We start from the raw sequence: 23,881 nt of genomic DNA, 5'->3' as shown, positions 1-23,881 counted from the left end.
CGGCAGGACCGGCCGCCACTGTTCACGTACACCGCACACGCTTACCCTTGATCGCCATGGCATCCACACCACCCGGCGGCCGCAGGACACGCGTCCATGTGGTCAGCGACGTGCACGGCAACGCCCGTGACCTGGCCAGAGCCGGCGAGGGTGCCGATGCCCTGATTTGTCTGGGTGACCTGGTCCTCTTCCTCGACTATGCCGACCACTCGCGCGGGATCTTCCCCGACCTGTTCGGCGAGGAGAACGCCGACCGCATCGTCGAGCTGCGCACCGCCCGCCGCTTCCAGGAGGCGCGGGAGTTCGGCGCCCGGCTGTGGGGCGGCATCGGCACGGACCGGGCCGCCGCGATCGAGCAGGCGGTACGCAAGCAGTACGCCGAGATGTTCGCGGCCTTCCCGACACCGACGTACGCCACCTACGGCAATGTCGACATGCCGCCCCTGTGGCCGGAGTACGCCGGCCCGGGCACGACCGTGCTCGACGGCGAACGCGTGGAGATCGGCGGCCGCACCTTCGGCTTCGTCGGCGGCGGCCTGAAGTCCCCCATGCGCACTCCGTACGAGATCAGCGACGAGGAGTACGCGGCGAAGATCGAGGCCGTCGGCGAGGTGGACGTGCTGTGCACCCACATCCCGCCGGAGGTGCCCGAGCTGGTCTACGACACGGTGGCGCGTCGCTTCGAGCGGGGCAGCCGGGCCCTCCTGGACGCGATCCGCCGCACCCGCCCCCGGTACGCCCTGTTCGGCCACGTCCACCAGCCACTGGTGCGCCGGATGCGGATCGGGGCCACGGAGTGCGTGAACGTGGGGCACTTCGCGGGGACGGGGAAGCCCTGGGCGCTTGAATGGTGAACAGGGCCTGTCTTTCGGGCCAGGCGGCCTTGGGAGACGGTGCTTCCCGGCCGCCCCGAGCGGGGTCAGATGCGCGTGCCAGGGCCCGCGACGCCGGGCCGGCCCGAAAGGCAGGCCCTAACGCAGGTGGGGGTGAAGGCGGGCGCCGACGTGCGCGGTAGCCTTCACGCTGCGCGCACCGTGCGCACGACGACCTCTTTACCGGCCCGCATCTGGAGGAGCCACAGCGATGGCGGAACACACCAGCTCGAGCATCACGATCGAGGCGGCACCGGCCGATGTCATGGGGGTGATCGCAGACTTCGCCCGCTACCCGGACTGGACCGGTGAGGTGAAGGAGGCGGAGGTCCTCGAAACGGACGCCCAGGGCCGCGCCGAGCAGGTCCGCCTCGTCATGGACGCCGGCGCGATCAAGGACGACCAGGTGCTGGCGTACACCTGGACCGGTGAGAACTCGGTTTCCTGGACCCTGGTCAAGTCGCAGATGCTGCGGGCGCTCGACGGGTCGTACATCCTGAAGGCCGCGGGGGCGGGAGCCACCGAGGTCACCTATCAGCTGACGGTGGACGTCAAGATTCCGATGCTGGGGATGATCAAGCGGAAGGCCGAGAAGGTCATCATCGACCGGGCCTTGGCCGGGCTCAAGAAGCGGGTGGAGTCCGGGGAGAAGTAGCCCCCGGGTCGGTCTCGGTTACCGTTCAGCCTCATGCGCACCATCCTGATCACCGGGCCCGGCGGTAGCGGTCGTACCACCCTGGCGGCGGCCACCGCTCTGGCCGCCGCTCGCGAGGGCACCCGCACCCTCGTCCTCAGCGCCGACCGCACGGACACCCTGGGTGCGGTGCTCGGCGTGGCGACGGGACCGGCCCCGGTCGCCGTCGCACCAGGTCTCACCGCCTGGCGCCCGGACGCGACCGCCGGTTTCCGGGACGACCTCACCGCGTTCCAGGAACGCGCAGCCAACGTCCTCGACCTGCTCGGCGCCTCCCGGCTCGACGCCGAGGAGGTCACCCCCCTCCCCGGTGCCGAGGAGCTCACCCTCCTGCGTGCCCTGCGGGACGCGGCCCTCGCGGAGGCCCACGACCTCCTGGTCGTCGACCTCCCGCCGACCCCGCAGGCGCTCGCCCTGCTCGCCCTGCCCGAGGAGCTGCGCCGCTATCTGCGCCGGCTGCTCCCGCCCGAGCGGCAGGCGGCCCGCGCCCTGCGCCCCGTACTCGGGCGGCTGGCCGGGGTCCCCATGCCCTCGGAGTGGCTGTACGAGACGGCCGCCCGCTGGGACACGGAACTCGGCGCCGTCGAGGCGGTCCTCGCCGACCGGGACACCGTCGTACGGCTGATCGCCGAACCCGGACCGACCGGCGCCGACGCCGTGGACTCCGCCGGACTCGCCCTCGCCCTGCGCGGCCTGCGCACCGACGTCCTGGTCGCCAACCGGGTGCTGCCCGAGGCGAACGGCTGGCTCGCCGGGCTCGTCGCCCAGCAGCGCAAGGTCCTGGAGGAGTGGCAGGGGCCGTACGACGTCCGGACGGTCGCCCACCTCGGCCGCGACCCGCGCGGCACGGACGACCTCGCCGCGCTCGCGGCCACCGGCGCCCTGCACGTCAACGGCCGGGCCTCCACCGTCGAGTGGCCCGTCACCGACCGGCTCGCCGACGACGGCGTGCTCGTCTGGCACATCCCGCTGCCCGGCGCCATACGCGACGACCTGGACCTCATCCGGCGCGGCGACGAACTCGTCGTCGCGGCAGGCCAGTTCCGCCGTATCGTCCCGCTGCCGTCCGTCCTGCGCCGCTGCACCGTCGAGGGGGCCGCGCTGCGCGAGGGCGAACTGCGCATCCGCTTCGTGCCCGACCCGGATCTGTGGCCTCAGAGGCCGTGAACCACGCACGCCCATTCGGGTAACGTCGTAGAGACGAACCGTAGTCAGGAGGTCGTCATGAGCGAAGAGCTCCCCCCGTCCGACGCCGGTGCGCGCGAGGTGATCGACGAGGTTCGGGCGACCGACGCCGACGCCTGGGCGAAGGCGTGCGCGGAGGATCTCGCCGCGGAGAAGGCCCGCCGCCGGGCCGAGCACGGCCAGCCGCCGATCTCGGCCGGCGAGGAACTGCGCAAGCTCGTCGACGCCGTCTCGGAGAAGCTGTCGTCGATCCAGTCGCCGCTGCTCGGCTCCGTCGCCGGACCGGCGGCCCAGCAGGTGGTGAAGCAGGTCGTCCAGCAGGCGAAGGCCGCGGTCGAACCCGTCATCGAACGCAATCCGGACGTCTTCGACCACCTCGCCGCCGCGGGCAACGAACTGCTCGCCGCCTACCGCTCCGCGGTCCAGGCCCAGGAGCAGCGCTGGACGACCCGCACGACGGACCTGCACAAGGACCTGGACGAGCGCCGGGACGGCGACGAGGGCGGCACCGGTCCCGGGCAACGCATCGACCTGGACTGACTCCTCCCGGATCCCTCCTCGGCCCTCGTCGGCCGCTCCCGGCTGCCCAGCGACTGGACGTCGGGGCCCTGGCGGCAGGGGCTCGGGTACGGTTGGCCGTAGCGGGGCTCGACCGAAACTGAGGGATTCATGGGACTCACCATCGGCGTCGACATCGGCGGTACCAAGATCGCGGCCGGTGTGGTCGACGAGGAAGGCAACATCCTCTCGACGCACAAGGTGCCGACCCCGGGCACGCCCGAGGCGATCGTGGACGCCATCGCCTCCGCCGTGGAGGGCGCACGCGCCGGGCACGAGATCGTGGGCGTGGGCATCGGCGCGGCCGGTTACGTCAACCGCCAGCGCTCGGAGGTCTACTTCGCGCCCAACATCGACTGGCGCAACGAGCCGCTGAAGGCGAAGGTCGAGGCCCGCGTGGGCCTGCCGGTCGTCGTGGAGAACGACGCCAACGCGGCCGCATGGGGCGAGTACAAGTTCGGCGCGGGCAAGGGCCACCGCAACGTCATCTGCATCACCCTCGGCACCGGCCTCGGCGGCGGCATCATCATCGGCAACAAGCTGCGCCGCGGGCACTACGGCGTGGCCGCCGAGTTCGGCCACATCCGCATGGTGCCGGACGGCCTGCTGTGCGGCTGCGGCTCGCAGGGCTGCTGGGAGCAGTACGCCTCCGGGCGCGCCCTCGTCAGATACGCCAAGCAGCGCGCCAACGCCACCCCCGAGAACGCCGAGATCCTGCTCGGCCTCGGTGACGGCAGCCCCGACGGCATCGAGGGCAAGCACATCTCCATGGCCGCCCGCCAGGGCGACCCGGTCGCCGTCGACTCCTACCGCGAGCTCGCCCGCTGGGCCGGCGCCGGCCTCGCCGACCTGGCCTCCCTCTTCGACCCCTCCGCCTTCATCGTGGGCGGCGGCCTCTCGGACGAGGGAGAACTGGTCCTCGACCCGATCCGCAAGTCCTACAAGCGCTGGCTGGTAGGCGGCAACTGGCGCCCGGTCGCCGAGGTCATCGCCGCCCAGCTGGGCAACAAGGCGGGGCTGGTCGGAGCAGCGGACCTGGCCCGCGAGCCGGACCCCATCATGTGACGTTCACTTTTCGGGCTGCGGCGCCTGCATGCTTCTAAGGGGCGCGGGGAACTGCGCGACAAGCCACACTCGACCGGCACTCGCGCATCCACCTCGCGCCCCGAGCCATTGGGCGTAGATTGATCCACATGGAGCTGCTGCCCAACTCCCACACGGAACCGGACGGTTCAGCCGTCATCAGGGTCCTGAGCTACAACATCCGCTCGATGCGGGACGACACGCAGGCCCTGGCAAGGGTGATCACCGCCTGCGCCCCCGACCTGGTCCTCATCCAGGAAGCCCCCCGCTTCTTCCGCTGGCGCAAGAAACTGGCCCGTCTCGCATCGGCCGCAGGCCAAGTCATCCTCACCGGAGGTGCGACCGCCTCGGGCCCGGCGATCCTCTGCACGCTCCGCGCCACGGTCGAGCGAACCGAGGACGTCCTCCTCCCGCTCACCCCCGGCCTGCACCGCCGCGGCTTCGCCACCGCAGTGGTCCGCTTCGGCGGCGCCCGCCTCGGTGTGATCAGCTACCACCTCTCCCTGCAGGCGGACGAGCGGTACGACCAGGGCGGCATGCTCCTCGACCGGCTGGCCGGCCTCGGGGTGGAGCACGCGATCGCGGGCGGCGACCTCAACGACCGCCCCACCGGCCGTACCTTCAGCCGCCTCGCCGACGGCCTGCAGGACTGCTGGGCCACGGCCCCCTGGGGCAGCGAGTACACCTGGACGCCCTCGAACCCGTTCCAGCGGATCGACGCGATCTTCGCCACCAAGGGCATCGAGGTCCTCGGCTGCGGCGTCCCGCTGGGGCATCCGGGGGTGGCCGAGACCGACCTCTTGAGGGCGACCGACCACTTTCCGGTCCTGGCCGCCCTCAAGATCCCTGCCGGCGATATCCCCGCTGGTTAGACGACGGCTCCGCGCCCCGGATCGCCGTCGTCCTCGTCGTCCGTCTTCATCCGCATCACCAGCGTGGCGAAACCGCCCAGGAAGCCGCCGATGCCGAGCGTGGCCAGCCACCAGGTCATGTCCCAGCTGAGCAGCACCGCCAGCAGGAGCAGGATCGGACCGCCGATCACCCCCAGCCAGGCGAACTTCGCGGTGGTGTCGGCGGTGGGCAGCGGGGGCGGCTCCGGCGGTACGAAGTGGCCCTCGTCGTCCTCGTCGAAGTCGTCCTCGGACGGCTCGGCGGCCGTGTAGTCGCGCGGGCCGACGCCGGGTGCGAAGGAGACCGAGCCGCCCAGGGGCTTCTTGGGCTTCTCCTGCTTCGGTGCCTCACCCTCGGAGTCGTCGTTGGTCTCCGGTTCGAGCAGCGCCAGGTCCTCGACCGACTTGAACGGCTTGCTGCCCGGCGGGTCCTTCGGCTCCTCGCCGTAGCCGGCGACGATCGCGGCCCACGCTGCGTCCTCGTCGAAGGGGACGCCCTGCTCCTCCGGCTCGCGGTCCTCGCGCTCCGAGTCGTGCTCAGCCACCTGCGGCCGTCCCTTCCTTGCCGACACTGGGTGCGAGCCGGCCGATGAACGCGAGGCTCTCTTCGAAAATCCGGTCCGCATCGTGGTCCAACGTCGCCACGTGGTAGCTCTGTTCCAGAAGTATCTCCGTCACGTCCCTCGACGAGACCCGGCCGAGGATCCGCGCCGAGTCGGCCGGCGGCACGACATGGTCCTGCGGGCTGCGCAGCAACAGCAGCGGCTGCGTGACCTGCGGCAGCTCGCCGTCGACCAGCCGGAAGAAGTTCCGCAGGGAGTGCGCCGCGTGCAGCGGAACCCGGTCGTACCCCAGCTCGGCGCTGCCCTCCTTCGCGATGTCGCTGGCGATCCCCTTCGTCGTCCGCACGAGATGGCGGGCCACGGGAAGGGCGTAGGGGGAAAGGCCGTGCATGCGGTTCGCCGGGTTGACGACCACCACGCCGGCGACCGCCGCCCCGTGCTTCGCCGCCAGGCGCAGCGCCAGGGTGGCGCCCATGGACAGGCCGGCCACGAACACCTCGCCGCAGCGCTCGCGCAGGGACCGCAGCTCGCGGTCCACCTCGGCGTACCAGTCCTGCCAGCCGGTGAGCTGCATGTCCTCCCAGCGGGTGCCGTGCCCGGGCAGCAGCGGCAGCGAGACCGTGAGGCCGCGCTCGGCGAGATACTCGGCCCAGGGGCGCAGCGACTGGGGGGAACCGGTGAAGCCGTGGCAGAGCAGGACGCCGACCTCCCCGCCCTCATGGCGGTACGGCTCGGCTCCAGGAAGGACCGGCACTTCGGTCTCCTGTTCATGAGAGTGACGTGAAGTCCAGGTGCTTCACCGTACGCGACCGCACTGACACCGACCAGGGTCGTCGGATCCTTTGACAGTGCTCCGGGTTAAGGTCTGACCGACGGAAACAGGAGGCACACGGGTGTTGTACGGCACGATGAAGGTTGCCATCGGGGGACCGCTGAAGGTCGCCTTCAGGCCCTGGGTGGAAGGCCTGGAGAACATTCCGGCGGAGGGCGCCGCCATCCTGGCGAGCAATCATCTCTCCTTCTCCGACTCGTTCTTCCTGCCCGCGGTCCTCGACCGCAAGGTCACCTTCATCGCCAAGGCCGAGTACTTCACCACGCCCGGCGTGAAGGGACGGCTGACGGCCGCCTTCTTCAAGGGCGTCGGCCAGCTCCCGGTGGACCGCTCCGGCGCGCGCGGCGCGGGCGAGGCCGCGATCAAGAGCGGCCTGGAGGTCCTGGAGCGCGGCGAGTTGTTCGGCATCTACCCGGAGGGCACGCGCTCGCCCGACGGGCGCCTCTACCGGGGCAAGCCCGGCGGCCTCGCGCGCGTGGCGCTCGCCTCCGGCGCGCCGGTCATCCCGGTCGCGATGATCGACACGGAGAAGATCCAGCCGCCCGGCAAGGTCATGCCCAAGCTGATGCGCCCCGGCATCCGCATCGGCAAGCCCCTCGACTTCAGCCGCTACCAGGGCATGGAGCACGACCGCTTCGTGCTGCGCGCGGTCACGGACGAGGTCATGTACGAGATCATGAAGCTCTCCGGCCAGGAGTACGTCGACATGTACGCGACCGCGGCCAAGCGGCAGATCGCGGAGGCGGCGAAGGCCGAGAAGGAACAGGCCAAGGAGCAGGCCAAGGAACAGGCCAAGAAGGAGAAGCCCGAGGCCTAGGCTCTCGGTCGAGGGGGGTGGGGGACATGCCCAAGCGTGAGCGTGTCATGAGGATGTCGGTCGAGCAGCCGCTGTGGCGTGCGCTCACCGCGTACCGGGTGCTCACGATGCTGTACGCGGTCGGCCTGTTCGCCACCGCCTACGACGAGTACGACCATGCGGGCGTGGCCATCGCGTACTACGGCGTCCTGTTCGTGTGGACGCTCGCCACCCTGCCCCGCGTGCAGAGCGCGGCCGCCTGCACCAAGCGCTTCCTCGCGGTCGACCTCGCCATCGCGCTCACCGGCATCCTCCTCACCCCGCTCGCCGTCAACGAGCAGCACATCCAGAGCGGCGGCCCCACCCTGCCGTCGATATGGACCGCCGGCTCGGTCCTCGCGTACGCCATCAAGGGCGGCTGGCGCTGGGCCGCGTTCGCGTCGACGCCGGTCGCCGCCGCCAACCTGATCGAGCGCGGCGCCCCCGCCCGCGACACCGTCCACAACGTGATCCTGGTCTGGGTCGCCTCCATCGCCATCGGCTACGTCGTCGAGGTCGCCCGCGCCTCCGAGCGCACCCTCGCCCGGGCCCTGGAGATCGAGGCCGCGACCCGGGAGCGGGAGCGGCTCGCCCGCGACATCCACGACGGCGTGCTCCAGGTGCTGGCCATGGTCCAGCGCCGGGGCGCGGTGCTCGGCGGCGAGGCGGCCGAGCTGGGCCGGATGGCCGGCGAGCAGGAGGTCGCGCTGCGCACACTGGTCTCCGGCGGGCTGATCCCCGTCTCCCGGGTGTCGGAGGACGCCGCAGAGGGAGCGGTCGTACGGGCCGTGGAGGAGCCGTCGTACGACGAGGACGGTCCCGTTGATCTGCGAGCGCTGCTCGCCCCGTACGCTGCCGCGAAGGTCAGCTTCGCCGAACCCGGCGCCGCCGTGCTGCTGCCCAGGGCCGCCGCGAAGGAGCTGGCCGCGGCCGTCGGTGCCGCCCTGGACAACGTGCGCAGGCACGCCGGTGAGGACGCGCGCGCGTGGATCCTGGTCGAGGACGAGCCGGGCGAGGTGGTGGTGACCGTGCGGGACGACGGCCCCGGCATCCCCGAGGGCCGGCTCGCGCAGGCCGAGGGGGAGGGGCGGCTCGGCGTCGCCCTGTCGATCCGCGGCCGGCTGCGTGACCTCGGCGGCAGCGCCGAGCTGATCTCGGTGCCCGGGCAGGGCACAGAGGTCGAACTGAAAGTACCGAAGGACGCGAAGGACCCACGGGGGAAGGCAGAGCGGCGATGACGGACTCCACCGACGAGCGGCAGGGCGCGATCAAGGTCATGGTGGTCGACGACCACCCCATGTGGCGCGACGCCGTCGCCCGCGACCTGGCCGAGTCCGGCTTCGACGTGGTCGCCACCGCGGGCGACGGCGACCAGGCCGTGCGCCGCGCCAAGGCCGCCGCCCCCGACGTGCTCGTCCTCGACCTGAACCTGCCCGCCAAGCCCGGCGTCCAGGTCTGCAAGGAACTCGTCGGCCACAACCCCGCGCTGCGCGTCCTCGTGCTGTCGGCGAGCGGTGAGCACGCCGACGTCCTGGAGGCGGTGAAGTCCGGCGCCACCGGCTATCTGCTGAAGTCGGCGTCCACCGAGGAGCTGCTGGACGCGGTGCGCCGCACGGCCGTCGGCGATCCGGTGTTCACGCCGGGCCTCGCCGGACTGGTCCTCGGCGAGTACCGCCGTCTCGCCTCCGAACCCGCGCCCGCCCCGGACACCGGCCAGCCGGGCGCCCCGCAGCTCACCGACCGGGAGACCGAGGTGCTGCGCCTGGTCGCCAAGGGCCTGAGCTACAAGCAGATCGCCGAACGCCTGGTCATCTCCCACCGCACGGTCCAGAACCACGTCCAGAACACCCTCGGCAAGCTCCAGCTGCACAACAGGGTGGAGCTCGTCCGGTACGCCATAGAGCGCGGACTCGACGACGAGTGAGAGTGCCACGAGAGCTTGACGTCCCGTAAACCAACCGCCCGCTGATTCACCGGAATTGCCCTTCCCGCCCATCCCTCTGTGACCTGGATCACCATTAGCGTGGGCGTCACCAGGCAACTGCGGCGAAGGGACATTTCCATGCGGGTCGGAGTACTGACCGGAGGCGGCGACTGCCCCGGACTCAACGCCGTCATCCGGGGCATCGTCCGCAAGGGCGTGCAGGAGTACGGCTACGACTTCGTCGGCTACCGGGACGGCTGGCGCGGACCCCTCGAAGGCGACACCGTCCGCCTCGACATCCCCGCGGTGCGCGGCATCCTGCCCCGCGGCGGCACCATCCTCGGCTCCTCGCGCACGAATCCGCTCAAGCAGGAGAACGGCATCCGGCGGATCAAGGAGAACCTCGCCAAGCAGGAGGTCGAGGCGCTCATCGCGATCGGCGGCGAGGACACCCTGGGCGTGGCCGCGCGCCTCACCGACGAGTACGGCGTCCCCGTCGTCGGCGTACCGAAGACGATCGACAACGACCTGTCCGCCACCGACTACACCTTCGGCTTCGACACCGCGGTCGGCATCGCCACCGAGGCCATCGACCGTCTGCACACCACCGCCGAGTCCCACATGCGCGTCCTGGTCTGCGAGGTGATGGGCCGGCATGCCGGCTGGATCGCCCTGCACTCCGGCCTCGCGGGCGGCGCCAACGTCATCCTCATCCCCGAGCAGCGCTTCGACCTCGAACAGGTCTGCGCCTGGATCACCTCCCGTTTCAAGGCCTCGTACGCCCCCATCGTGGTCGTCGCCGAGGGCGCCATGCCCAAGGACGGCGACGTGGTCCTCAAGGACGAGTCGCTGGACTCCTTCGGGCATGTCCGCCTGTCCGGGGTCGGTGAATGGCTCGCCAAGGAGATCGAGAAGCGCACCGGCAAGGAGGCCCGCACGACCGTCCTCGGTCACATCCAGCGCGGCGGCACCCCGAGCGCCTTCGACCGCTGGCTCGCCACCCGCTTCGGCCTGCACGCCATCGAAGCCGTCCACGAGGGCGACTTCGGCAAGATGGTCGCCCTGCGCGGCACCGACATCGTCCGCGTCCCGATCGCGGAGGCGACGGCGAAGCTGAAGACGGTGGACCCGAAGCTGTATGAAGAAGTCGGGGTCTTCTTCGGCTGACGCGAACAGGCGCTACACGGTCGTGTTCCGCAGCTGGCCGATCAGCTCCCGCACGACCGTGGCGCCGTCCAGCGTCAGTACCGACTCAGGGTGGAACTGCACGCCGGCGAACCCGGGCCCGCGTACGGCATGCACCTCACCGTTGTCGGCCCGGCTCAACTCGACGCCGTGCGCGGCGAGTTCGGTGAGCGCCTCGTCGTCGCAGCGCGCCACGAAGCTGTTGTAGAAGCCGACGGTCTCCGTCCGCCCGAACAGCTCGATCGTCGTCTGCGCCCCCTGGTACGGCACTTCCTTCCGTACGATCTCCAGCCCCAGCTCGGCCGCGATCAGCTCGTGCCCGAGGCAGACACCGAGCACACCGTGCCGGTTCTCCCGGACCACCTCGGCGGTCAGCTCCCGCAGGAACCGCATCTTGGGGTCGTCCAGGTCGGACGGGTCACCGGGGCCGGGACCCAGCACCACCGGCCCCTCGTGTGCGAGCACCGCCTGACGCAGCCCGGGTTCGTCGTAGCGCCGGACGGTCACCTCCAGGCCGCTCGACCGCAGGACGTGCGCGAGCATCGCGGTGAAGGTGTCCTCCCCGTCGACGACCAGGGCGTGTCCGGTGAGCTCCGCGGACCGCTCCTGCATCCGCAGCCAGAAGGGGGCCAGCGAGGCCCGGCGGCCGTCGAGCGCGGCACGCACGCGTGGGTCGTCGGCGAGCCGTACGCGCGCGTGCTCCTCGCGCGGCCGTGCCGGACGTACGCCCAGGGCCGCCAGCACGCCGGCTGCCTTCGCATGTGTCTCGGCGACCTCGCTCGCCGGGTCCGAGCCGCGCACGAGGGTGGCGCCGACCGGCACCCGCAGCCGCCCGTCCGCGTCGATGTCGGCGGTGCGGATGAGGATGGGGGAGTCGAGGGTCTGGGCGCCGCCGGAGTCCCGGCCGAGCAGCGCGAGGGCACCGGCGTAGTAGCCGCGCCCGCCGACCTCGTGCCGCTCGATGACCCGGCAGGCGTTCTGCACCGGAGAGCCGGTGACGGTGGCCGCGAACATGGTCTCCTTCAGCACCTCGCGCACGTCCAGCGAGGACTTCCCGCGCAACTCGTACTCGGTGTGCGCGAGATGGGCCATCTCCTTCAGCCGCGGGCCGACGACGACCCCGCCCATGTCGCCGACGGTGCACATCATCTTGAGCTCCTCGTCGACGACCATCGACAGCTCCTCGATCTCCTTGCCGTCGGCGAGGAAGTCCAGCAGGTGCTCGGGGGTGGGGCCCTCGGCGGGATATCGGTACGTCCCGCTGATCGGGTTCATCACGACGGTGCCGCCGGACATCCGCACATGCACCTCGGGACTGGCCCCGACCAGCGTCCGGTCGCCGGTGTGCACGACGAACGTCCAGTACGCGCCCCGCTCGCCCTCCAGCAGCCGCCGGAAGAGCGCGAGCGCGTCCGTGCGGGAGAACCCCGGGATCCCACCCTCGTACGTCCGCCGGATCACGAAGTTGGCGCCCTCGCCCTGCCCGATCTCCTCCCGCAGCACCCGCCCGACGATCTCGCCGTACTCCTCGTCGTCGACGTCGAAGCCGCCGCCCGACACGTTCACGTCGTGCGCCGGGAGCTGGGCGAGGGCATCGGCGAGCGGGATCTCGTACGACTCCTCGGGGGTGAGGAAGGTCAGCGGTGTCCCGTCGTCGCGGACGTCGAAGCCGCGTTCGCGGATCTGGCGGAAGGGGACGAGCGCGAGGCCCTCGTCGGGGAGGTCGGCCAGCCGGTCGTACGAGGTGACCGGCCCGAGGAACAGCTCGACCGTCTGCTCGTCGTGGCCGGGCGTGCGACGGCGGAGCAGGGCGAAGGGTCGGGGGTCGTGCAGGAGCCGTACGAGATCCATGGGTCCTCTTCCGTCGATGTCGAGCGCTGGAGGGCGCTGTCGAGCGATGTCGATGTCGGTGAGGAACGACCCCGGAAACGCCGAAGGCCGCCCCTCGGGCGGCCTTCGCGAAGTCTTGCGTACGCGCAGTCAGTGGGCCGCCGGATGAGCGGTCCACCACCAGTTCTGGGTCGAAAGCGCGAACATGCGGTGCACCCTACCGCACCACCCCGCTGTCCGGAGCGTGATCCCGCCGTCTCACCAGTCGAGCGGAGGGAAAACCAGTCGACACGACCCCGTAATGTTTACGGGGTGACCGTGAACGCTAAGACCAGCGCGAGCGCTGGCAACACCTGGCGAGATCTGCCCGCGGCGCAGCAGCCCGAGTACCCCGACACCGAGGCTCTGCGCGCAGTCGTTGCGGACCTCGAGTCGTATCCGCCGCTCGTCTTCGCGGGCGAGTGCGACCAGCTGCGCGCCCGGATGGCGGCCGTCGCCAAGGGAGAGGCGTTCCTCCTCCAGGGCGGCGACTGCGCCGAGGCCTTCGACGCGGTGTCCGCCGACCACATCCGCAACAAGCTCAAGACGCTGCTGCAGATGGGCGCCGTGCTGACGTACGCCGCCTCGGTGCCGGTGGTGAAGGTCGGCCGGATCGCCGGTCAGTACTCCAAGCCGCGCTCCAAGCCGACCGAGACCCGCGACGGCGTGACGCTGCCGACCTACCGCGGTGACTCCGTCAACGGCTTCGACTTCACCGAGGCCGCCCGGATCCCGGACCCGGAGCGGCTGAAGCGGATGTACCACGCGTCCGCGTCCACGCTGAACCTGGTGCGCGCCTTCACCACGGGCGGTTACGCCGACCTGCGCCAGGTGCACGCCTGGAACCAGGACTTCGTGAAGTCGTCCCCGTCCGGCCAGCGCTACGAGCAGCTGGCCCGGGAGATCGACAACGCGCTGAACTTCATGCGGGCCTGCGGCACCGACCCGGAGGAGTTCAAGACCGTCGAGTTCTACTCCTCGCACGAGGCGCTGCTGCTGGACTACGAGTCCGCGCTCACCCGCGTCGACTCCCGCACCGGTCAGCTGTACGACGTCTCCGCGCACATGGTGTGGATCGGCGAGCGCACCCGGCAGCTGGACGGCGCCCACATCGAGTTCGCCTCGAAGATCCGCAACCCGATCGGCATCAAGCTCGGCCCGACCACCACGGCCGAGGAGGCGCTGCAGTACATCGACCGCCTCGACCCGGACCGCGAGCCGGGCCGGCTGACCTTCATCGTCCGCATGGGCGCGGACAAGATCCGCGACAAGCTCCCCGAGCTGGTCGAGAAGGTCACCGCCTCCGGCGCCACCGTGGCCTGGGTGACCGACCCGATGCACGGCAACACCTTCGAGGCCGCCTCCGGTCACAAGACCCGCCGCTTCGACGACGTGCTGGACGAGGTCAAGGGCTTCTTCGAGGTCCACAAGGGCCTGGGCACCCACCCGGGCGGCATCCACGTCGAGCTCACCGGTGACGATGTCACCGAGTGCGTGGGTGGCGGCGACGAGATCTTCGTCGACGACCTGCACCAGCGCTACGAGACGGCCTGCGACCCGCGTCTGAACCGCAGCCAGTCCCTCGACCTGGCGTTCCTCGTCGCGGAGATGTACCGGGACCAGTAACGGCCGGTCAGAGCGATGGGGCGCGGATCACATACGATCCGCGCCCCTCTGCACTTTTGCGGAATCCAAGCGCCGGGTAAGGTTAGGTTAGCCTCACCGATCAATCGGGACGGCACCACTTCGATCCCGGCGGGAGGTGAACCGCGTGTTCGTCTGCAGTTGCTTCGGCATCACAGAACAGCAGGTCAAGAAGCACGCGGAGGACGGTGCCTGCACCCCGCGCCAGATAGCGTCGGCCTGCAAGGCGGGCACGGACTGCGGGTCGTGCGTACGCCGTATCCAGGCGCTGCTGGGCAGGGATGCGTGCCCGCGACGGGACCTCGCCGATCGGGGCAAGCCGGTGCTGTCCGAGGTCGCTGACCTCGAGGAAGCCGCCTGACTCGCCGGCAGCTGCGGGCTCAGCTCTCCGGCTGCTCGATCAGCTGCGCGATGTAGAGCGCCTCGCCGAGCTTCTCGACCAGTTCCAGCTGGGTGTCGAGGTAGTCGATGTGGTGCTCCTCGTCCGCGAGGATCGACTCGAAGATGTTCGCGGACGTGACGTCGCCCTTCGCGCGCATGACGTCGATGCCACGCCTGAGCCGGTCGATCGCCTCGACCTCGACCTGCCGGTCCGCCTCGAACATCTCCTTGACGGTCTGTCCCACGCGCACGTGGAAGAGGCGCTGGTAGTTCGGCAGCCCCTCCAGGAAGAGGATCCGGTCGGTGAGCACCTCCGCGTGCTTCATCTCGTCGAACGACTCGTGCCGCGTGTACTTGGCGAGCTTCGTCCAGCCGAAGTTCTCCTGCATCTTCGCATGCAGAAAGTACTGGTTGATCGCGGTCAGCTCGCCGGTGAGCTGCTCGTTGAGGAATTCGATGACCTCGGGGTCGCCCTGCATCGCAGAGGCTCCTTCCAAGCGGGGGGAACTGGCAGGTTGCGCCGCATGATTGCACCGGCGGCGAAGATCGTCCAGTAAGTCTTCGCTTAGTAAGTAAGTGCATGCTTAGTGCTAATTGCCCCGGTTTGGCGGGGGCGGTCAAGTGCACCGTCCGAGGTCTGTCAGGATGGAGTCATGGGTCAGCCGGTGGAGCGTGAGTCGGGAGAACGCGATTCAGGAGGAGCAGCACAGTCCGAGCTTCCGCCGGGACAGCGCCTACAGCGCGGCTGGCCGGTCACGCACTACGGGCCCGTTCCCAAGTTCCGCCCGGAGCGCTGGGAGTTCAGGGTCTTCGGTGCCACCGCGGACGGTGAGAAGCACTGCTGGACCCACGAGGAGTTCACGGCTCTGCCGTACGCCACCGTCGTCGCCGACCTGCACTGCGTCACGAAGTTCAGCATGCTCGGCGCCGAATGGGGCGGCATCCCGGCTCGTACGATCCTTGAGATCGCGCCCCCCGCGCCCACCGTCACCCATGTGATGGTGTGGGCCGAGTACGGATTCAGTTCGAACCTCCGCCTGGCGGATTTCGCCTCCGAGCGGACCCTCTTCGCCACCCACAAGGACGGCGAACTGCTGACGGCGGAACACGGCTTCCCGCTCCGCCTCGTCGTGCCCCATCTGTACGCCTGGAAGGGCCCCAAGTGGGTGCGTGGCGTGGAGTACATGACCGCCGACCGCCGGGGCTTCTGGGAGGAGCGCGGCTATCACAACATCGGCGACCCGTGGAAGGAGCAGCGCTACTCCTACCAGGAGGAGCCCGGGGAGGGCCCCGAGCTCTGACTCCCGGCGTCTTTCGCATGGGTCAGTGGTACTGGTGCACCACCGCGTGGCCCTTGCCGCGGCCGATCATCCACTTGTTGACGGGCGTCGTCACGAAGAAGGCGAGCGCGAGCGAGATCGCGAGTGAGCCCCAGAAGAGCAGGTCGGAGAGTTGGGCGTCCATGGCATCCGGCCACAGCACGATCACGCCGTTGTCGATCAGCTCCATCACCGCGATGGACAGGGTGTCCGCGGCCAGCGCCACCCGGAAGGCCGTACGGAAGTCGACGCCGGCCCGCAGCACCCCGCGCAGCGTGAGCGAGTAGCCGAAGAAGAAGGCCAGGACGATGGCGAGGATCGTCGTCGGGACATTGCCCCAGCCGAACGCCGTGCCGATCACCATGCCGAGCACCTCGCCGATGGCGCAGCCGGTGAGGCAGTGGAGGGTGGCCTGCGCGGCCATGCTCCAGGTGGCGGCCGCCGGGTGGTGGTGTACGTGTGCGTGTGCGTGTGCGTGTGCCTCGTGCGTGTGCGCCTCGTGCTGCATGACTGCCCCCAATGTCAGGTAACGGTTCCCGCACCGAGCAGGAACCGCATACCCCCCAGGGGTATTCCGAGCGGGTCAGGAATCGCGCAGTTTCTTCAGCCGCTCCACGTCGGCCGCATGCCCTTCCTTGCCGCCGGGCGTCTCGATGATCAGCGGTACGCCCTCGGTGGCGGGGTGGGTCATCAGCGCCCGGAACGGGTCCTCGCCGATGTGACCGGCGCCGATGTTCTCGTGCCGGTCCTTGTGCGCGCCGACCACGTCCTTGGAGTCGTTGGCGTGGATCAGCTTCAGCCGGCCCTCACCGACCGTGTCCACGAGCAGATCGAGGGTCTGGTGCATACCGCTCGGGCCGGTCAGGTCGTGACCGGCCGCGAAGATGTGGCAGGTGTCCAGGCAGACGCCCAGCTTCGGATGGGCGTCCAGCGCCTCGAAGTACGGCCCGAAGTCCCAGGTCCGCGAGCAGAGCGAGGCACCCTGCCCGGCCGTCGACTCCAGCAGCAGGAACGGATCGTCGTCGTGGGTGAGCTCGTCCAGGAGCGGAAGCAGATGCTCCCGCACCTGCTTCAGGGCCACGGACCGGTCCCGGCCGCCCGTCGCGCTGCCCGTGTGCACGACCACGCCGAGCGCCCCGATCTCCCGCCCGCGCCGCAGCGAGTGCCGCAGCGACTCCACCGACTTCTCCACGGTCGCCTCGGTGTGCGAGCCGAAGTTGATCAGGTACGGGGCGTGGACGTACGCCGGGATCGACTCCGCCGCGCACACCTCGCGGAACTCCTCGTCCTGCCGCGGATTGCCGGCGGGCGTGGCCCAGCCGCGCGGGTTGGCGACGAAGACCTGCACGGTCTCGGCCTTCAGATCGTGGGCGTAGGACAGGCCGACGGAGTGGAGGCCACCGGCCACGGGCACATGGCCGCCGACGGGGTTGCGGGACTGCTGACTCTTCACCCGTTCAGGGTGTCATGCACCGCGACCTGCTCCGTCACCGGATCTTGATGGTGATCGTCGACCCCTTGGGTGCCGTCTGGCCGCCCTTCACGGACTGGTTCTTGACGGTGTCGCCGAACAGACCGAGCAGACCGCGGTCCTCGTCGACCTTGAAGCCGGCGCCCTCCAGAGCCTTGTGCGCGTCGTCCACGCTGTCGCCGGTGACGTCCGGGACCTCGACCATCTCCGGGCCCTTGGACAGCGTCAGCGTCACCGTGTCGCCGTCGGCGGCCCGGCTGTCGCCCGCGGGCGTCTGCGCCGCGACCTGGCCCTTGTCGTACTCGGAGTTGAGCCGCTCGGAGGCGACCTTCACCGTCAGGCCGGCGTCCTCCAGGTCGGCCTTCGCGTCCGCCAGGTCCTCACCCGTGACGTCCGGGACGTCCACCGGGCTGCCCTTGCTGACGACCAGAGCGATCGCCGAACCCGCGTGCCGCTTGGTGCCCGCCTCGGGGGTCGTGGAGATCACGGAGCCCTTGGGGACGTCGTTGCTGAACTCCCGGGTGATCATGCCCGGTTCGAGCCCGCTCTTCTTCAGCCGGGCCCTCGCCTCGCCCAGCGGCCGTGCCGACACGTCGGGCACCTGCACGGTCTCCGGCCCGTCGGAGATGGTCAGCGCCACCGACCCGTTGTCGCGGATGCGGGAGCCGGGCGCGGGGTCCGAGGTGATGACCGTGCCCCGCTGCACCGTGTCGCTGTACGCGTGCTTGACCGCGCCGAGGTCGAGGCCCGCCTTCTGCAGTTGCTGGGTGGCCTGCGTCTGGGTCTTCGCCAGCACCGGCGGGACCTTGGTGAACTGGCCCGAGTTGATGTACCACACGCCCGTGCCGACCCCGAGGATCAGCAGTACGGCGACGAGGATCGCGAGGGGACCGCGCCGGGAGCGCGCGCCACGGCGCCGGGGCGGCAGCGGCGGGGGCGTCTCCAGCCGGCTGGTGCGGTGCAGGGCGGCCTCGTCCTCGTTCACCGGCAGCGGCCGGGGCACCGTCAGCGCGCGCGGGATCACGCTCGTACGGTCCTCGGAGATGCTCCGGTGGCCGGAGGCGAAGGCCTGCGGCGGAACCGTGTCCAGCTGGTCCGCGCTGAGCGCGGCGCGCACCTCGCGGGCCTGCGCGAGCAGCGCCACCGCGTCCTGCGGGCGGAGGTCGGGGGTGCGTGCGGTCGCCGAGGCGACCAGCTCGTCCAGCCGGTATGCCAGCCCCGGCACCGCGGCCGACGGCGGCGGGACATCCTCGTGGATGTGCTTGTAGAGGACGGTCGCCGGGGAGTCCCCGCCGTGCGGCCGGTCGCCGGTCAGCATCTCGTACAGGACGACACCGCACGCGTACACGTCGACCCGGGGGTCGGCCGTGCCGTGTTCTATCTGCTCGGGAGCGAGGTAGGAGACCGTGCCGAGGACCGTGCCGGTGGTGTTGGTGACCGTGTCCACGGACCGCACCAGCCCGAAGTCGGCGACCTTGACCCGGCCGTCGTCCCCTATCAGCACGTTCTCCGGCTTCATGTCCCGGTGCACGAACCCGGCGCGGTGCGCGGCGCCCAGCGCGGCGAGCACCGGCTCCAGGATGTCCAGGGCGGCGCGCGGCTGCAGCGCCCCGCGCTCGCGCAGTACGTCACGCAGGGTGCAACCGGCGACGTACTCCATGGCGAGATAGACGTACGACCCGTCGGTGCCCTGGTCGAAGACCTGCACCACGTTCGGGTGCGCGAGCCTTGCGACCGACTTCGCCTCGCGGATGAACCGGTCGACGAAGGTGCCGTCGGCCGCGAGCGTCGGGTGCATCACCTTGAGCGCGAGCACGCGGTCGAGGCGGGTGTCCAGGGCCCGGTAGACCGTGGCCATCCCGCCGACCGCGATCCGCGCGTCCACGCGATAGCGCCCGTCGAGCACCTGCCCGACCAGAGGGTCCTGAAGGGTCGTATCCACGCAGGTGAGTGTACGAGCCGCGACTGACAGGGCTGCCGGTTCGGTTGAGATCGGAGCGGGACTGCAGCCGAGCTGTGACGGACGTCGCACCGACTTCCGGATCTCGTCGAACGCGCGTTCAGTCAGAAGGCGGGACGTTCGGGATCGAGATGCGCGCGCCCCTGGTGGGGCGAGGACGCCTCCGCGAAGTGGCGGCGCGGAATGCGACCCGCCCGGTGCGCCAGCCTGCCCGCCTCCACCGCGTGCTTCATGGCCTCGGCCATCAGCTGCGGCTCCTGCGCCCGCGTCACCGCCGAGGCGAGCATCACACCCGCGCACCCCAGCTCCATCGCCAGCGCCGCGTCCGAGGCCGTACCGGCGCCCGCGTCCAGGATCACCGGCACGCGTGCGTGCTCGGTGATCAGCTGGAAGTTGTGCGGGTTGCGGATGCCGAGCCCGGAGCCGATGGGCGAGCCGAGCGGCATGATCGCCGCGCAGCCGACGTCCTCCAGCTTCCGGGCGAGCACCGGGTCGTCGTTGGTGTACGGCAGCACGGTGAAACCGTCGTCGACCAGGGTCTCGGCGGCATCGAGCAGCTCGATCGGGTCGGGCAGCAGGGTGCGCTCGTCGGCGATCACTTCAAGTTTGATCAGCTCGGTGCCGAGCGCTTCGCGCGCGAGGCGGGCGGTGAGGACCGCCTCGCCGGCGGTGAAGCAGCCCGCCGTGTTCGGCAGCACCTGGATGCCGAGCTTCTCCAGGACGGACAGCACCGACCCGTGCACCGAGGGGTCCACGCGCCGCATCGCGACCGTCGTCAGCTCCGTTCCGGACGCCACCAGCGCCCGCTCCAGCACATCGAGGCTGGGGGCACCTCCGGTGCCCATGATCAGGCGGGACGTGAAGGACGTACCGCCGATGACAAAGGGGTCGTCGGCCATGGGTCAGTCAGCCTCCTTGGACGGCGGTGAGGACCTCGACGCGGTCCCCCTCACGGAGGGACGTCGACGGCCACTGCGCGCGCGGGACGACGGTTTCGTTCAGGGCGGCGGCCACTCCGGAGGGAGCCGGGGCCAGCGCGCGTACGACGGTGTCGAGAGCCGTGCCGGAAGCGAACTCCCTGGGCTCTCCGTTGACGGAGATGTTCATGCGGGCTGCTCCAGGAGCGCGAAACGCTTGGGGGTGAACGGGCGGGCTTCGTCCGGGAGTTCACCGGTGGCCAGCGCGTGCGCCATGGCGTCGCCGGTGACCGGGGTGAGCAGCACGCCGTTGCGGTAGTGGCCGGTGGCCAGCAGCAGTCCGGGGAGGTGTGTCGGGCCGAGCAGCGGCGCATTGTCCGGGGAGCCGGGGCGCAGTCCCGCCCGCGTCTCCGTCAGCGGCAGCTCGGTGATCCCGGGGACCAGCTCGTGCGCGTCGCGCAGCAGCTCGTACACCCCGCCCGCGGTGACCGTCGTGTCCCAGCCCAGCTCCTCGCTGGTCGCGCCGATCACCAGCTCGCCGCTCTCGCGGGGCACCAGGTAGACGTGGCTGCCGCGGACGACGGCGCGCACCGTGCGGCTCAGGAACGGCGCGTACCGCTTCGGCACGGTCAGCCGCAGCACCTGCCCCTTCACGGGGCGTACGGGCGGCAGCACGTCGTCGGGGACGCCCGGCAGGCGGCCGCTGAGGCTGCCGGCGGCCAGGACCAGCTGACCCGCGCCCAGCTCGGCGCCGTCGGTCGTGGTGACGCCGCAGGCCCGGTCCCGTACGACATGGAACCGCTCGGCCCACGCCCGGTGGAACACGACTCCGGCCCGCTCGCACGCGGCCACCAGCGCGCGTGCCAGCCGCCGCGGGTCGATCTGGTGGTCGCCGTCCACCCGGAGGCCGCCGCGCACACCCGGTGCGAGCATCGGCTCCAGGCGCCGGCACTCGCGCCCCGACAGCCACTCCGACTCCAGGCCCGACTCCCGCTGCAGGGCATGCAGTTCGCGCAGATGGGCGCGGTCGTCGGCGTCCAGGGCGACGGCGAGCGTGCCGCACTGGCGGTAGCCGAGGTCATGACCGGTGAGCTCGGAGAGCTCGGCCGCGAAGTCCGGGTAGCGGCGGGCCGAGGCGAGGTTCAGGCCGAGCAGGGTCTGCTCGCCGTAGTGCAGCTCCGTGACCGCGGCCAGCATGCCGGCGGCCACCTGGGCGGCCCCGCCGCCCGGCTCGGGGTCCACGACGGCCGTGGCGAAGCCGCGCTGCGCAGCCCGCCAGGCCGTGACCAGGCCGATGATTCCGCCCCCGATGACGAGGACGTCTGACGTACGTGACGACATGGGCGTCCAGCCCCTCCCTTCGCCGGCATGACCCGGATCAGGTTCGTACGGTCGGAGGCCGCCAGCCTCCCTCTCAGCCCGGTGCGTCCGGGCTCCCGCGAGTGCTTGTACGTTGGCCACCCTAGCTGGACCCGCCGCGCCTCTGTAAGGGAGCCTTCCGTCATGCCCCGCTCGCTGGACGGCCTCGTCCTCGCCCCCGTCGCCGACCAAGCCGCAGGTCAGGTGGGTACCCGGACCCGGTTCAGGTACCACCAGCAGGGCGCCGAGATCTGGGCCGAGTACGCGGGCGGCGACGTCGTGCGCGGGCATCTGGTGGGTACTCGGTCAGGTGACCGACTGGACTTCCGGTACGTCCAGCTGGGGCACGACGGGACGACGTCCTCGGGGCACTGCGTCTCGGCCGTCGTGGAGCTGCCGGACGGGCGGGTGCGGCTGGAGGAGACCTGGGAGTGGGAGTCGCGGTCCGGCAGCGGAACGAGCGTTGTGGAGCAGGTCACTGAGCACGACTCCTGACTGACGAATAGTCAGTTGTCTATGGTGATCAGGTGAGTGAGCAGACGCGGGAAGTGAGCACGTCACCGGCGCGGCGCGTGGTCGTCGTCGGCGCGGGCATGGCCGGTGTCCAGACCGCGGTCGCCCTGCGCGAACAGGGCTTCACCGGCACCGTGACGGTGATCGGCGCCGAGCCGCATCAGCCGTACGACCGGCCGCCGCTGTCCAAGGCCGTCCTGCTCGGCAAGTCCGAGGGCTCCGCCTTCGACGTCGACTTCGAGGCGCTCGGCATCGAACTGCGGCTGGGGTGCGAGGTCCTCGGCGTGCGCCCTGCCGAGCACGAGCTGGACACCGAGGCCGGGCCCGTGCCGTACGACGTCCTGGTCCTCGCCACCGGCGCCGAACCGATCACGCTGCCGGGCACCGAGGGCGTGCCCGGCGTGCATCTGCTGCGCACCCTGGACGACGCCGAGCGGCTGCGGCCCGTGCTGGCCAGGCAGCACGACATCGTGGTCGTCGGCGCGGGCTGGATCGGCGCGGAGTTCGCCACGGCCGCGCGCGAGGCGGGCTGCGCGGTGACCGTCGTCGAGGCCGCGGACCGTCCCCTCGCGGGCGCGCTGCCCGCCGAGGTGGCCGCACCGATGGCCGCCTGGTACGCCGACGCGGGAGCCGAACTGCGTACGCACGCGCGCGTGGCGCACATCGAGCCCGGCGCGGTCGTCCTCGACGACGGCTCCCGGCTGCCCGCAGGCGCGGTCGTGGTCGGCATCGGCGCGCGCCCCGCAACGGCCTGGCTGGCCGGCGCCGGCATCGAGCTCGGCGCACACCGGGAGGTCGTCGCCGACGCTCAGCTGCGCACCTCGGCACCGGACGTCTACGCAGTCGGCGACTGCGCCTCCTTCCCTTCGGGACGGTACGGCGAGCGCCTGCTGGTCCACCACTGGGACAACGCCCTCCAGGGGCCGCGCACGGTGGCCGCGAACATCATCGGCGAGACCACCGGTGAGCCCCCCGCCGTGTACGACCCGGTCCCGTACTTCTGGTCCGAGCAGTTCGGCCGCTTCGTCCAGTACGCCGGCCATCACACCGCCGCCGACACGACCCTGTGGCGCGGCGACCCCGTTGGCCCCGCCTGGTCCGTCTGCTGGCTGCGCGAGAGCCGCCTGGTCGCCCTGCTGGCGGTCGGCAGGCCGCGGGACCTGGCGCAGGGCAGACGGCTGATCGAGGCGGGCATCCCGATGGACCCGGAGCTGCTGGCGGACCCGGCGCGTCCCATGAAGACGGCCACGGCGTAGTACGCAGGACGGCGGCCACGACGGGGGGCGAATCCCCAGGTCGGACGGTTCTGGCTTCCGACTGTCAGTGCGGGATGGCAGGCTTTGTTCCGTGACCGAGATTGACGCAAAGATCGATGCTCTCGTCCCCGCCTGGCTCACCCTCCCCGACATCGCAGAGATGCTCGATGTCGAGGTGACGCGTGTGCGGCAGCTGGTCAAGGAGGGCCAGCTCATCGCCGTACGCCGAGGTGAGAACCGCGCACTGCACGTCCCCGCCGCATTCATCGACGAGGCCGAGCAGAAGGTCGTCAAGGGCCTGACCGGGACCTTGACGCTCCTGAGGGACGACGGCTTCACCGACGAAGAGATGATCGAGTGGCTCTTCACCCCCGACGACAGCCTGCCCGGCACCCCCGCGCAGGCACTGAGCGAGAATCGCGGTACGGAGGTGAAGCGCCGGGCTCAGGCGCTCGCCGTCTGATCCGAACAGGCTGAACCGAACACCGTCCGGCGTACGGGCCGAGGTCCGCGCAGACAGGGCCGCGGCCGTGGTTCACTGCGGCCCGCAGAACCCACGGCCACGGCCGGC

General features: G+C 70.9%; 27 protein-coding genes and 1 riboswitch. Of the genes, 16 read left to right on the top strand and 11 right to left on the bottom strand.

The features are described 5' to 3' along the window. Nucleotides 1-98 precede the first annotated feature (98 nt). The 6 genes from ACWDAG_RS10395 (at nucleotide 99) to ACWDAG_RS10370 (ending at nucleotide 5,264) form a co-directional block, all read left to right on the top strand. On the top strand, nucleotides 99-854 hold the full coding sequence (locus tag ACWDAG_RS10395) for a metallophosphoesterase (RefSeq protein ID WP_180292491.1): 756 nt from the start codon (nucleotides 99-101) through the stop codon (nucleotides 852-854). A 229-nt stretch (nucleotides 855-1,083) separates the two neighbouring features. Continuing rightward, on the top strand, nucleotides 1,084-1,527 hold the full coding sequence (locus tag ACWDAG_RS10390) for an SRPBCC family protein (protein WP_099928221.1): 444 nt from the start codon (nucleotides 1,084-1,086) through the stop codon (nucleotides 1,525-1,527). 33 nt (nucleotides 1,528-1,560) lie between these two features. Continuing rightward, entirely contained in the window at nucleotides 1,561-2,733 is a 1,173-nt protein-coding gene (locus tag ACWDAG_RS10385) for an ArsA family ATPase (RefSeq protein ID WP_450695165.1), read from the top strand. Nucleotides 2,734-2,790: 57 nt separating this feature from the next. Then, complete coding sequence (locus ACWDAG_RS10380) at nucleotides 2,791-3,291, top strand: DUF5304 domain-containing protein (protein WP_450695164.1); 501 nt, start codon at nucleotides 2,791-2,793, stop codon at nucleotides 3,289-3,291. A gap of 129 nt (nucleotides 3,292-3,420) precedes the next feature. Beyond that, the gene (locus ACWDAG_RS10375; RefSeq protein WP_123964607.1) at nucleotides 3,421-4,374 is read left to right on the top strand and encodes an ROK family glucokinase; all 954 of its coding nucleotides are present in this window, start codon (nucleotides 3,421-3,423) and stop codon (nucleotides 4,372-4,374) included. 128 nt (nucleotides 4,375-4,502) lie between these two features. Beyond that, nucleotides 4,503-5,264 carry an endonuclease/exonuclease/phosphatase family protein gene (locus tag ACWDAG_RS10370; protein ID WP_450695163.1) on the top strand — a complete coding sequence of 254 codons (762 nt, stop codon included), beginning with the start codon at nucleotides 4,503-4,505 and terminating at the stop codon, nucleotides 5,262-5,264. Here the strand turns inward: ACWDAG_RS10370 and ACWDAG_RS10365 are convergent. Together ACWDAG_RS10365 and ACWDAG_RS10360 are read right to left on the bottom strand one after the other, a co-directional pair. Beyond that, nucleotides 5,261-5,827: a hypothetical protein gene (locus tag ACWDAG_RS10365; protein WP_450695162.1), complete on the bottom strand. Its 567-nt coding sequence runs from the start codon at nucleotides 5,825-5,827 to the stop codon at nucleotides 5,261-5,263. The genes ACWDAG_RS10370 and ACWDAG_RS10365 overlap by 4 nt on opposite strands. Next, nucleotides 5,820-6,599 carry an alpha/beta hydrolase gene (locus tag ACWDAG_RS10360; RefSeq protein ID WP_450695161.1) on the bottom strand — a complete coding sequence of 260 codons (780 nt, stop codon included), beginning with the start codon at nucleotides 6,597-6,599 and terminating at the stop codon, nucleotides 5,820-5,822. Before ACWDAG_RS10360 ends, ACWDAG_RS10365 begins: the two co-directional genes overlap by 8 nt. A gap of 154 nt (nucleotides 6,600-6,753) precedes the next feature. Between ACWDAG_RS10360 and ACWDAG_RS10355 the strand changes: the two genes are divergently transcribed. From ACWDAG_RS10355 to ACWDAG_RS10340, 4 genes are all read left to right on the top strand, one after another. Further along, complete coding sequence (locus ACWDAG_RS10355) at nucleotides 6,754-7,494, top strand: lysophospholipid acyltransferase family protein (protein ID WP_450695201.1); 741 nt, start codon at nucleotides 6,754-6,756, stop codon at nucleotides 7,492-7,494. A gap of 26 nt (nucleotides 7,495-7,520) precedes the next feature. Beyond that, complete coding sequence (macS, locus tag ACWDAG_RS10350; protein WP_450695160.1) at nucleotides 7,521-8,750, top strand: MacS family sensor histidine kinase; 1,230 nt, start codon at nucleotides 7,521-7,523, stop codon at nucleotides 8,748-8,750. Beyond that, nucleotides 8,747-9,436, top strand: coding sequence for a response regulator (locus ACWDAG_RS10345; protein WP_450695159.1), 690 nt, complete (start codon nucleotides 8,747-8,749; stop codon nucleotides 9,434-9,436). Before macS ends, ACWDAG_RS10345 begins: the two co-directional genes overlap by 4 nt. A 138-nt stretch (nucleotides 9,437-9,574) precedes the next feature. Next, nucleotides 9,575-10,603 carry a 6-phosphofructokinase gene (locus tag ACWDAG_RS10340; RefSeq protein ID WP_398951297.1) on the top strand — a complete coding sequence of 343 codons (1,029 nt, stop codon included), beginning with the start codon at nucleotides 9,575-9,577 and terminating at the stop codon, nucleotides 10,601-10,603. 12 nt (nucleotides 10,604-10,615) lie between these two features. On the opposite strand, the gene ACWDAG_RS10335 is transcribed toward ACWDAG_RS10340, so the two are convergent. Together ACWDAG_RS10335 and ACWDAG_RS10330 are read right to left on the bottom strand one after the other, a co-directional pair. After that, a complete protein-coding gene (locus tag ACWDAG_RS10335) occupies nucleotides 10,616-12,472 on the bottom strand; it encodes an anthranilate synthase family protein (RefSeq protein WP_450695158.1) in 1,857 nt (618 codons plus the stop codon). 129 nt (nucleotides 12,473-12,601) lie between these two features. Further along, a complete protein-coding gene (locus tag ACWDAG_RS10330) occupies nucleotides 12,602-12,658 on the bottom strand; it encodes a trp operon leader peptide (protein ID WP_078912442.1) in 57 nt (18 codons plus the stop codon). A gap of 105 nt (nucleotides 12,659-12,763) precedes the next feature. Here ACWDAG_RS10330 and ACWDAG_RS10325 point away from each other — a divergent pair, with 105 nt between their 5' ends. Together ACWDAG_RS10325 and ACWDAG_RS10320 are read left to right on the top strand one after the other, a co-directional pair. Next, on the top strand, nucleotides 12,764-14,116 hold the full coding sequence (locus ACWDAG_RS10325; RefSeq protein ID WP_450695157.1) for a class II 3-deoxy-7-phosphoheptulonate synthase: 1,353 nt from the start codon (nucleotides 12,764-12,766) through the stop codon (nucleotides 14,114-14,116). A gap of 145 nt (nucleotides 14,117-14,261) precedes the next feature. Then, the gene (locus tag ACWDAG_RS10320; protein ID WP_450695156.1) at nucleotides 14,262-14,495 is read left to right on the top strand and encodes a (2Fe-2S)-binding protein; all 234 of its coding nucleotides are present in this window, start codon (nucleotides 14,262-14,264) and stop codon (nucleotides 14,493-14,495) included. Between the two features lie 19 nt (nucleotides 14,496-14,514). Here the strand turns inward: ACWDAG_RS10320 and bfr are convergent, their stop codons facing one another. Then, nucleotides 14,515-14,994 (bottom strand): bacterioferritin, encoded by a 480-nt coding sequence (gene bfr / locus ACWDAG_RS10315; protein ID WP_450695155.1) that lies wholly within the window; start codon nucleotides 14,992-14,994, stop codon nucleotides 14,515-14,517. A 174-nt stretch (nucleotides 14,995-15,168) separates the two neighbouring features. Here bfr and ACWDAG_RS10310 point away from each other — a divergent pair, with 174 nt between their 5' ends. Next, nucleotides 15,169-15,816, top strand: a complete 648-nt coding sequence (locus ACWDAG_RS10310; protein WP_450695154.1) for a sulfite oxidase-like oxidoreductase — start codon at nucleotides 15,169-15,171, stop codon at nucleotides 15,814-15,816. Nucleotides 15,817-15,838: 22 nt separating this feature from the next. On the opposite strand, the gene ACWDAG_RS10305 is transcribed toward ACWDAG_RS10310, so the two are convergent. The 6 genes from ACWDAG_RS10305 to thiO all read right to left on the bottom strand — a co-directional run bounded on the left by ACWDAG_RS10305 (nucleotide 15,839) and on the right by thiO (nucleotide 21,523). Continuing rightward, on the bottom strand, nucleotides 15,839-16,342 hold the full coding sequence (locus tag ACWDAG_RS10305; protein WP_450695153.1) for a DUF4396 domain-containing protein: 504 nt from the start codon (nucleotides 16,340-16,342) through the stop codon (nucleotides 15,839-15,841). A gap of 75 nt (nucleotides 16,343-16,417) precedes the next feature. Further along, complete coding sequence (locus ACWDAG_RS10300) at nucleotides 16,418-17,287, bottom strand: deoxyribonuclease IV (RefSeq protein ID WP_030932718.1); 870 nt, start codon at nucleotides 17,285-17,287, stop codon at nucleotides 16,418-16,420. 34 nt (nucleotides 17,288-17,321) lie between these two features. Next, a complete protein-coding gene (gene pknB, locus ACWDAG_RS10295; RefSeq protein ID WP_450695152.1) occupies nucleotides 17,322-19,247 on the bottom strand; it encodes a Stk1 family PASTA domain-containing Ser/Thr kinase in 1,926 nt (641 codons plus the stop codon). A 122-nt stretch (nucleotides 19,248-19,369) separates the two neighbouring features. After that, a complete protein-coding gene (locus tag ACWDAG_RS10290) occupies nucleotides 19,370-20,164 on the bottom strand; it encodes a thiazole synthase (RefSeq protein ID WP_450695151.1) in 795 nt (264 codons plus the stop codon). 7 nt (nucleotides 20,165-20,171) lie between these two features. Then, entirely contained in the window at nucleotides 20,172-20,372 is a 201-nt protein-coding gene (thiS, locus tag ACWDAG_RS10285; protein ID WP_450695150.1) for a sulfur carrier protein ThiS, read from the bottom strand. Further along, on the bottom strand, nucleotides 20,369-21,523 hold the full coding sequence (gene thiO, locus ACWDAG_RS10280) for a glycine oxidase ThiO (protein ID WP_450695149.1): 1,155 nt from the start codon (nucleotides 21,521-21,523) through the stop codon (nucleotides 20,369-20,371). The genes thiS and thiO overlap by 4 nt, the downstream gene beginning before the upstream one ends. After that, nucleotides 21,521-21,632: riboswitch (TPP riboswitch) on the bottom strand. (Overlaps the previous gene by 3 nt.) A gap of 53 nt (nucleotides 21,633-21,685) precedes the next feature. Here thiO and ACWDAG_RS10275 point away from each other — a divergent pair. The 3 genes from ACWDAG_RS10275 (at nucleotide 21,686) to ACWDAG_RS10265 (ending at nucleotide 23,773) form a co-directional block, all read left to right on the top strand. Then, nucleotides 21,686-22,036, top strand: a complete 351-nt coding sequence (locus tag ACWDAG_RS10275) for a hypothetical protein (RefSeq protein ID WP_450695148.1) — start codon at nucleotides 21,686-21,688, stop codon at nucleotides 22,034-22,036. 32 nt (nucleotides 22,037-22,068) lie between these two features. Further along, nucleotides 22,069-23,310, top strand: coding sequence for an NAD(P)/FAD-dependent oxidoreductase (locus ACWDAG_RS10270; protein WP_450695147.1), 1,242 nt, complete (start codon nucleotides 22,069-22,071; stop codon nucleotides 23,308-23,310). Between the two features lie 91 nt (nucleotides 23,311-23,401). Beyond that, nucleotides 23,402-23,773 (top strand): Rv2175c family DNA-binding protein, encoded by a 372-nt coding sequence (locus ACWDAG_RS10265; RefSeq protein ID WP_351469871.1) that lies wholly within the window; start codon nucleotides 23,402-23,404, stop codon nucleotides 23,771-23,773. The last annotated feature ends 108 nt before the right edge of the window (nucleotides 23,774-23,881 follow it).

The organism is Streptomyces sp. NPDC001157 (genome assembly GCF_053598255.1).
The sequence above is the reverse complement of the archived record's forward strand: the minus strand, read 5'-3'. Positions and strand labels throughout refer to the sequence as shown.

Bases quoted from the DNA above. Each gene is read 5' to 3' on its own strand.
- ACWDAG_RS10390 (WP_099928221.1), top strand. From the start codon at position 1,084: ATGGCGGAACACACCAGCTCGAGCATCACGATCGAGGCGGCACCGGCC.
- ACWDAG_RS10385 (WP_450695165.1), top strand. From the start codon at position 1,561: ATGCGCACCATCCTGATCACCGGGCCCGGCGGTAGCGGTCGTACCACC.
- ACWDAG_RS10380 (WP_450695164.1), top strand. From the start codon at position 2,791: ATGAGCGAAGAGCTCCCCCCGTCCGACGCCGGTGCGCGCGAGGTGATC.
- ACWDAG_RS10375 (WP_123964607.1), top strand. From the start codon at position 3,421: ATGGGACTCACCATCGGCGTCGACATCGGCGGTACCAAGATCGCGGCC.
- ACWDAG_RS10370 (WP_450695163.1), top strand. From the start codon at position 4,503: ATGGAGCTGCTGCCCAACTCCCACACGGAACCGGACGGTTCAGCCGTC.
- ACWDAG_RS10355 (WP_450695201.1), top strand. From the start codon at position 6,754: ATGAAGGTTGCCATCGGGGGACCGCTGAAGGTCGCCTTCAGGCCCTGG.
- macS (WP_450695160.1), top strand. From the start codon at position 7,521: ATGCCCAAGCGTGAGCGTGTCATGAGGATGTCGGTCGAGCAGCCGCTG.
- ACWDAG_RS10345 (WP_450695159.1), top strand. From the start codon at position 8,747: ATGACGGACTCCACCGACGAGCGGCAGGGCGCGATCAAGGTCATGGTG.
- ACWDAG_RS10340 (WP_398951297.1), top strand. From the start codon at position 9,575: ATGCGGGTCGGAGTACTGACCGGAGGCGGCGACTGCCCCGGACTCAAC.
- ACWDAG_RS10335 (WP_450695158.1), bottom strand. From the start codon at position 12,472: ATGGATCTCGTACGGCTCCTGCACGACCCCCGACCCTTCGCCCTGCTC.
- bfr (WP_450695155.1), bottom strand. From the start codon at position 14,994: ATGCAGGGCGACCCCGAGGTCATCGAATTCCTCAACGAGCAGCTCACC.
- ACWDAG_RS10310 (WP_450695154.1), top strand. From the start codon at position 15,169: ATGGGTCAGCCGGTGGAGCGTGAGTCGGGAGAACGCGATTCAGGAGGA.
- ACWDAG_RS10305 (WP_450695153.1), bottom strand. From the start codon at position 16,342: ATGCAGCACGAGGCGCACACGCACGAGGCACACGCACACGCACACGCA.
- ACWDAG_RS10290 (WP_450695151.1), bottom strand. From the start codon at position 20,164: ATGGCCGACGACCCCTTTGTCATCGGCGGTACGTCCTTCACGTCCCGC.
- thiS (WP_450695150.1), bottom strand. From the start codon at position 20,372: ATGAACATCTCCGTCAACGGAGAGCCCAGGGAGTTCGCTTCCGGCACG.
- thiO (WP_450695149.1), bottom strand. From the start codon at position 21,523: ATGTCGTCACGTACGTCAGACGTCCTCGTCATCGGGGGCGGAATCATC.
- ACWDAG_RS10275 (WP_450695148.1), top strand. From the start codon at position 21,686: ATGCCCCGCTCGCTGGACGGCCTCGTCCTCGCCCCCGTCGCCGACCAA.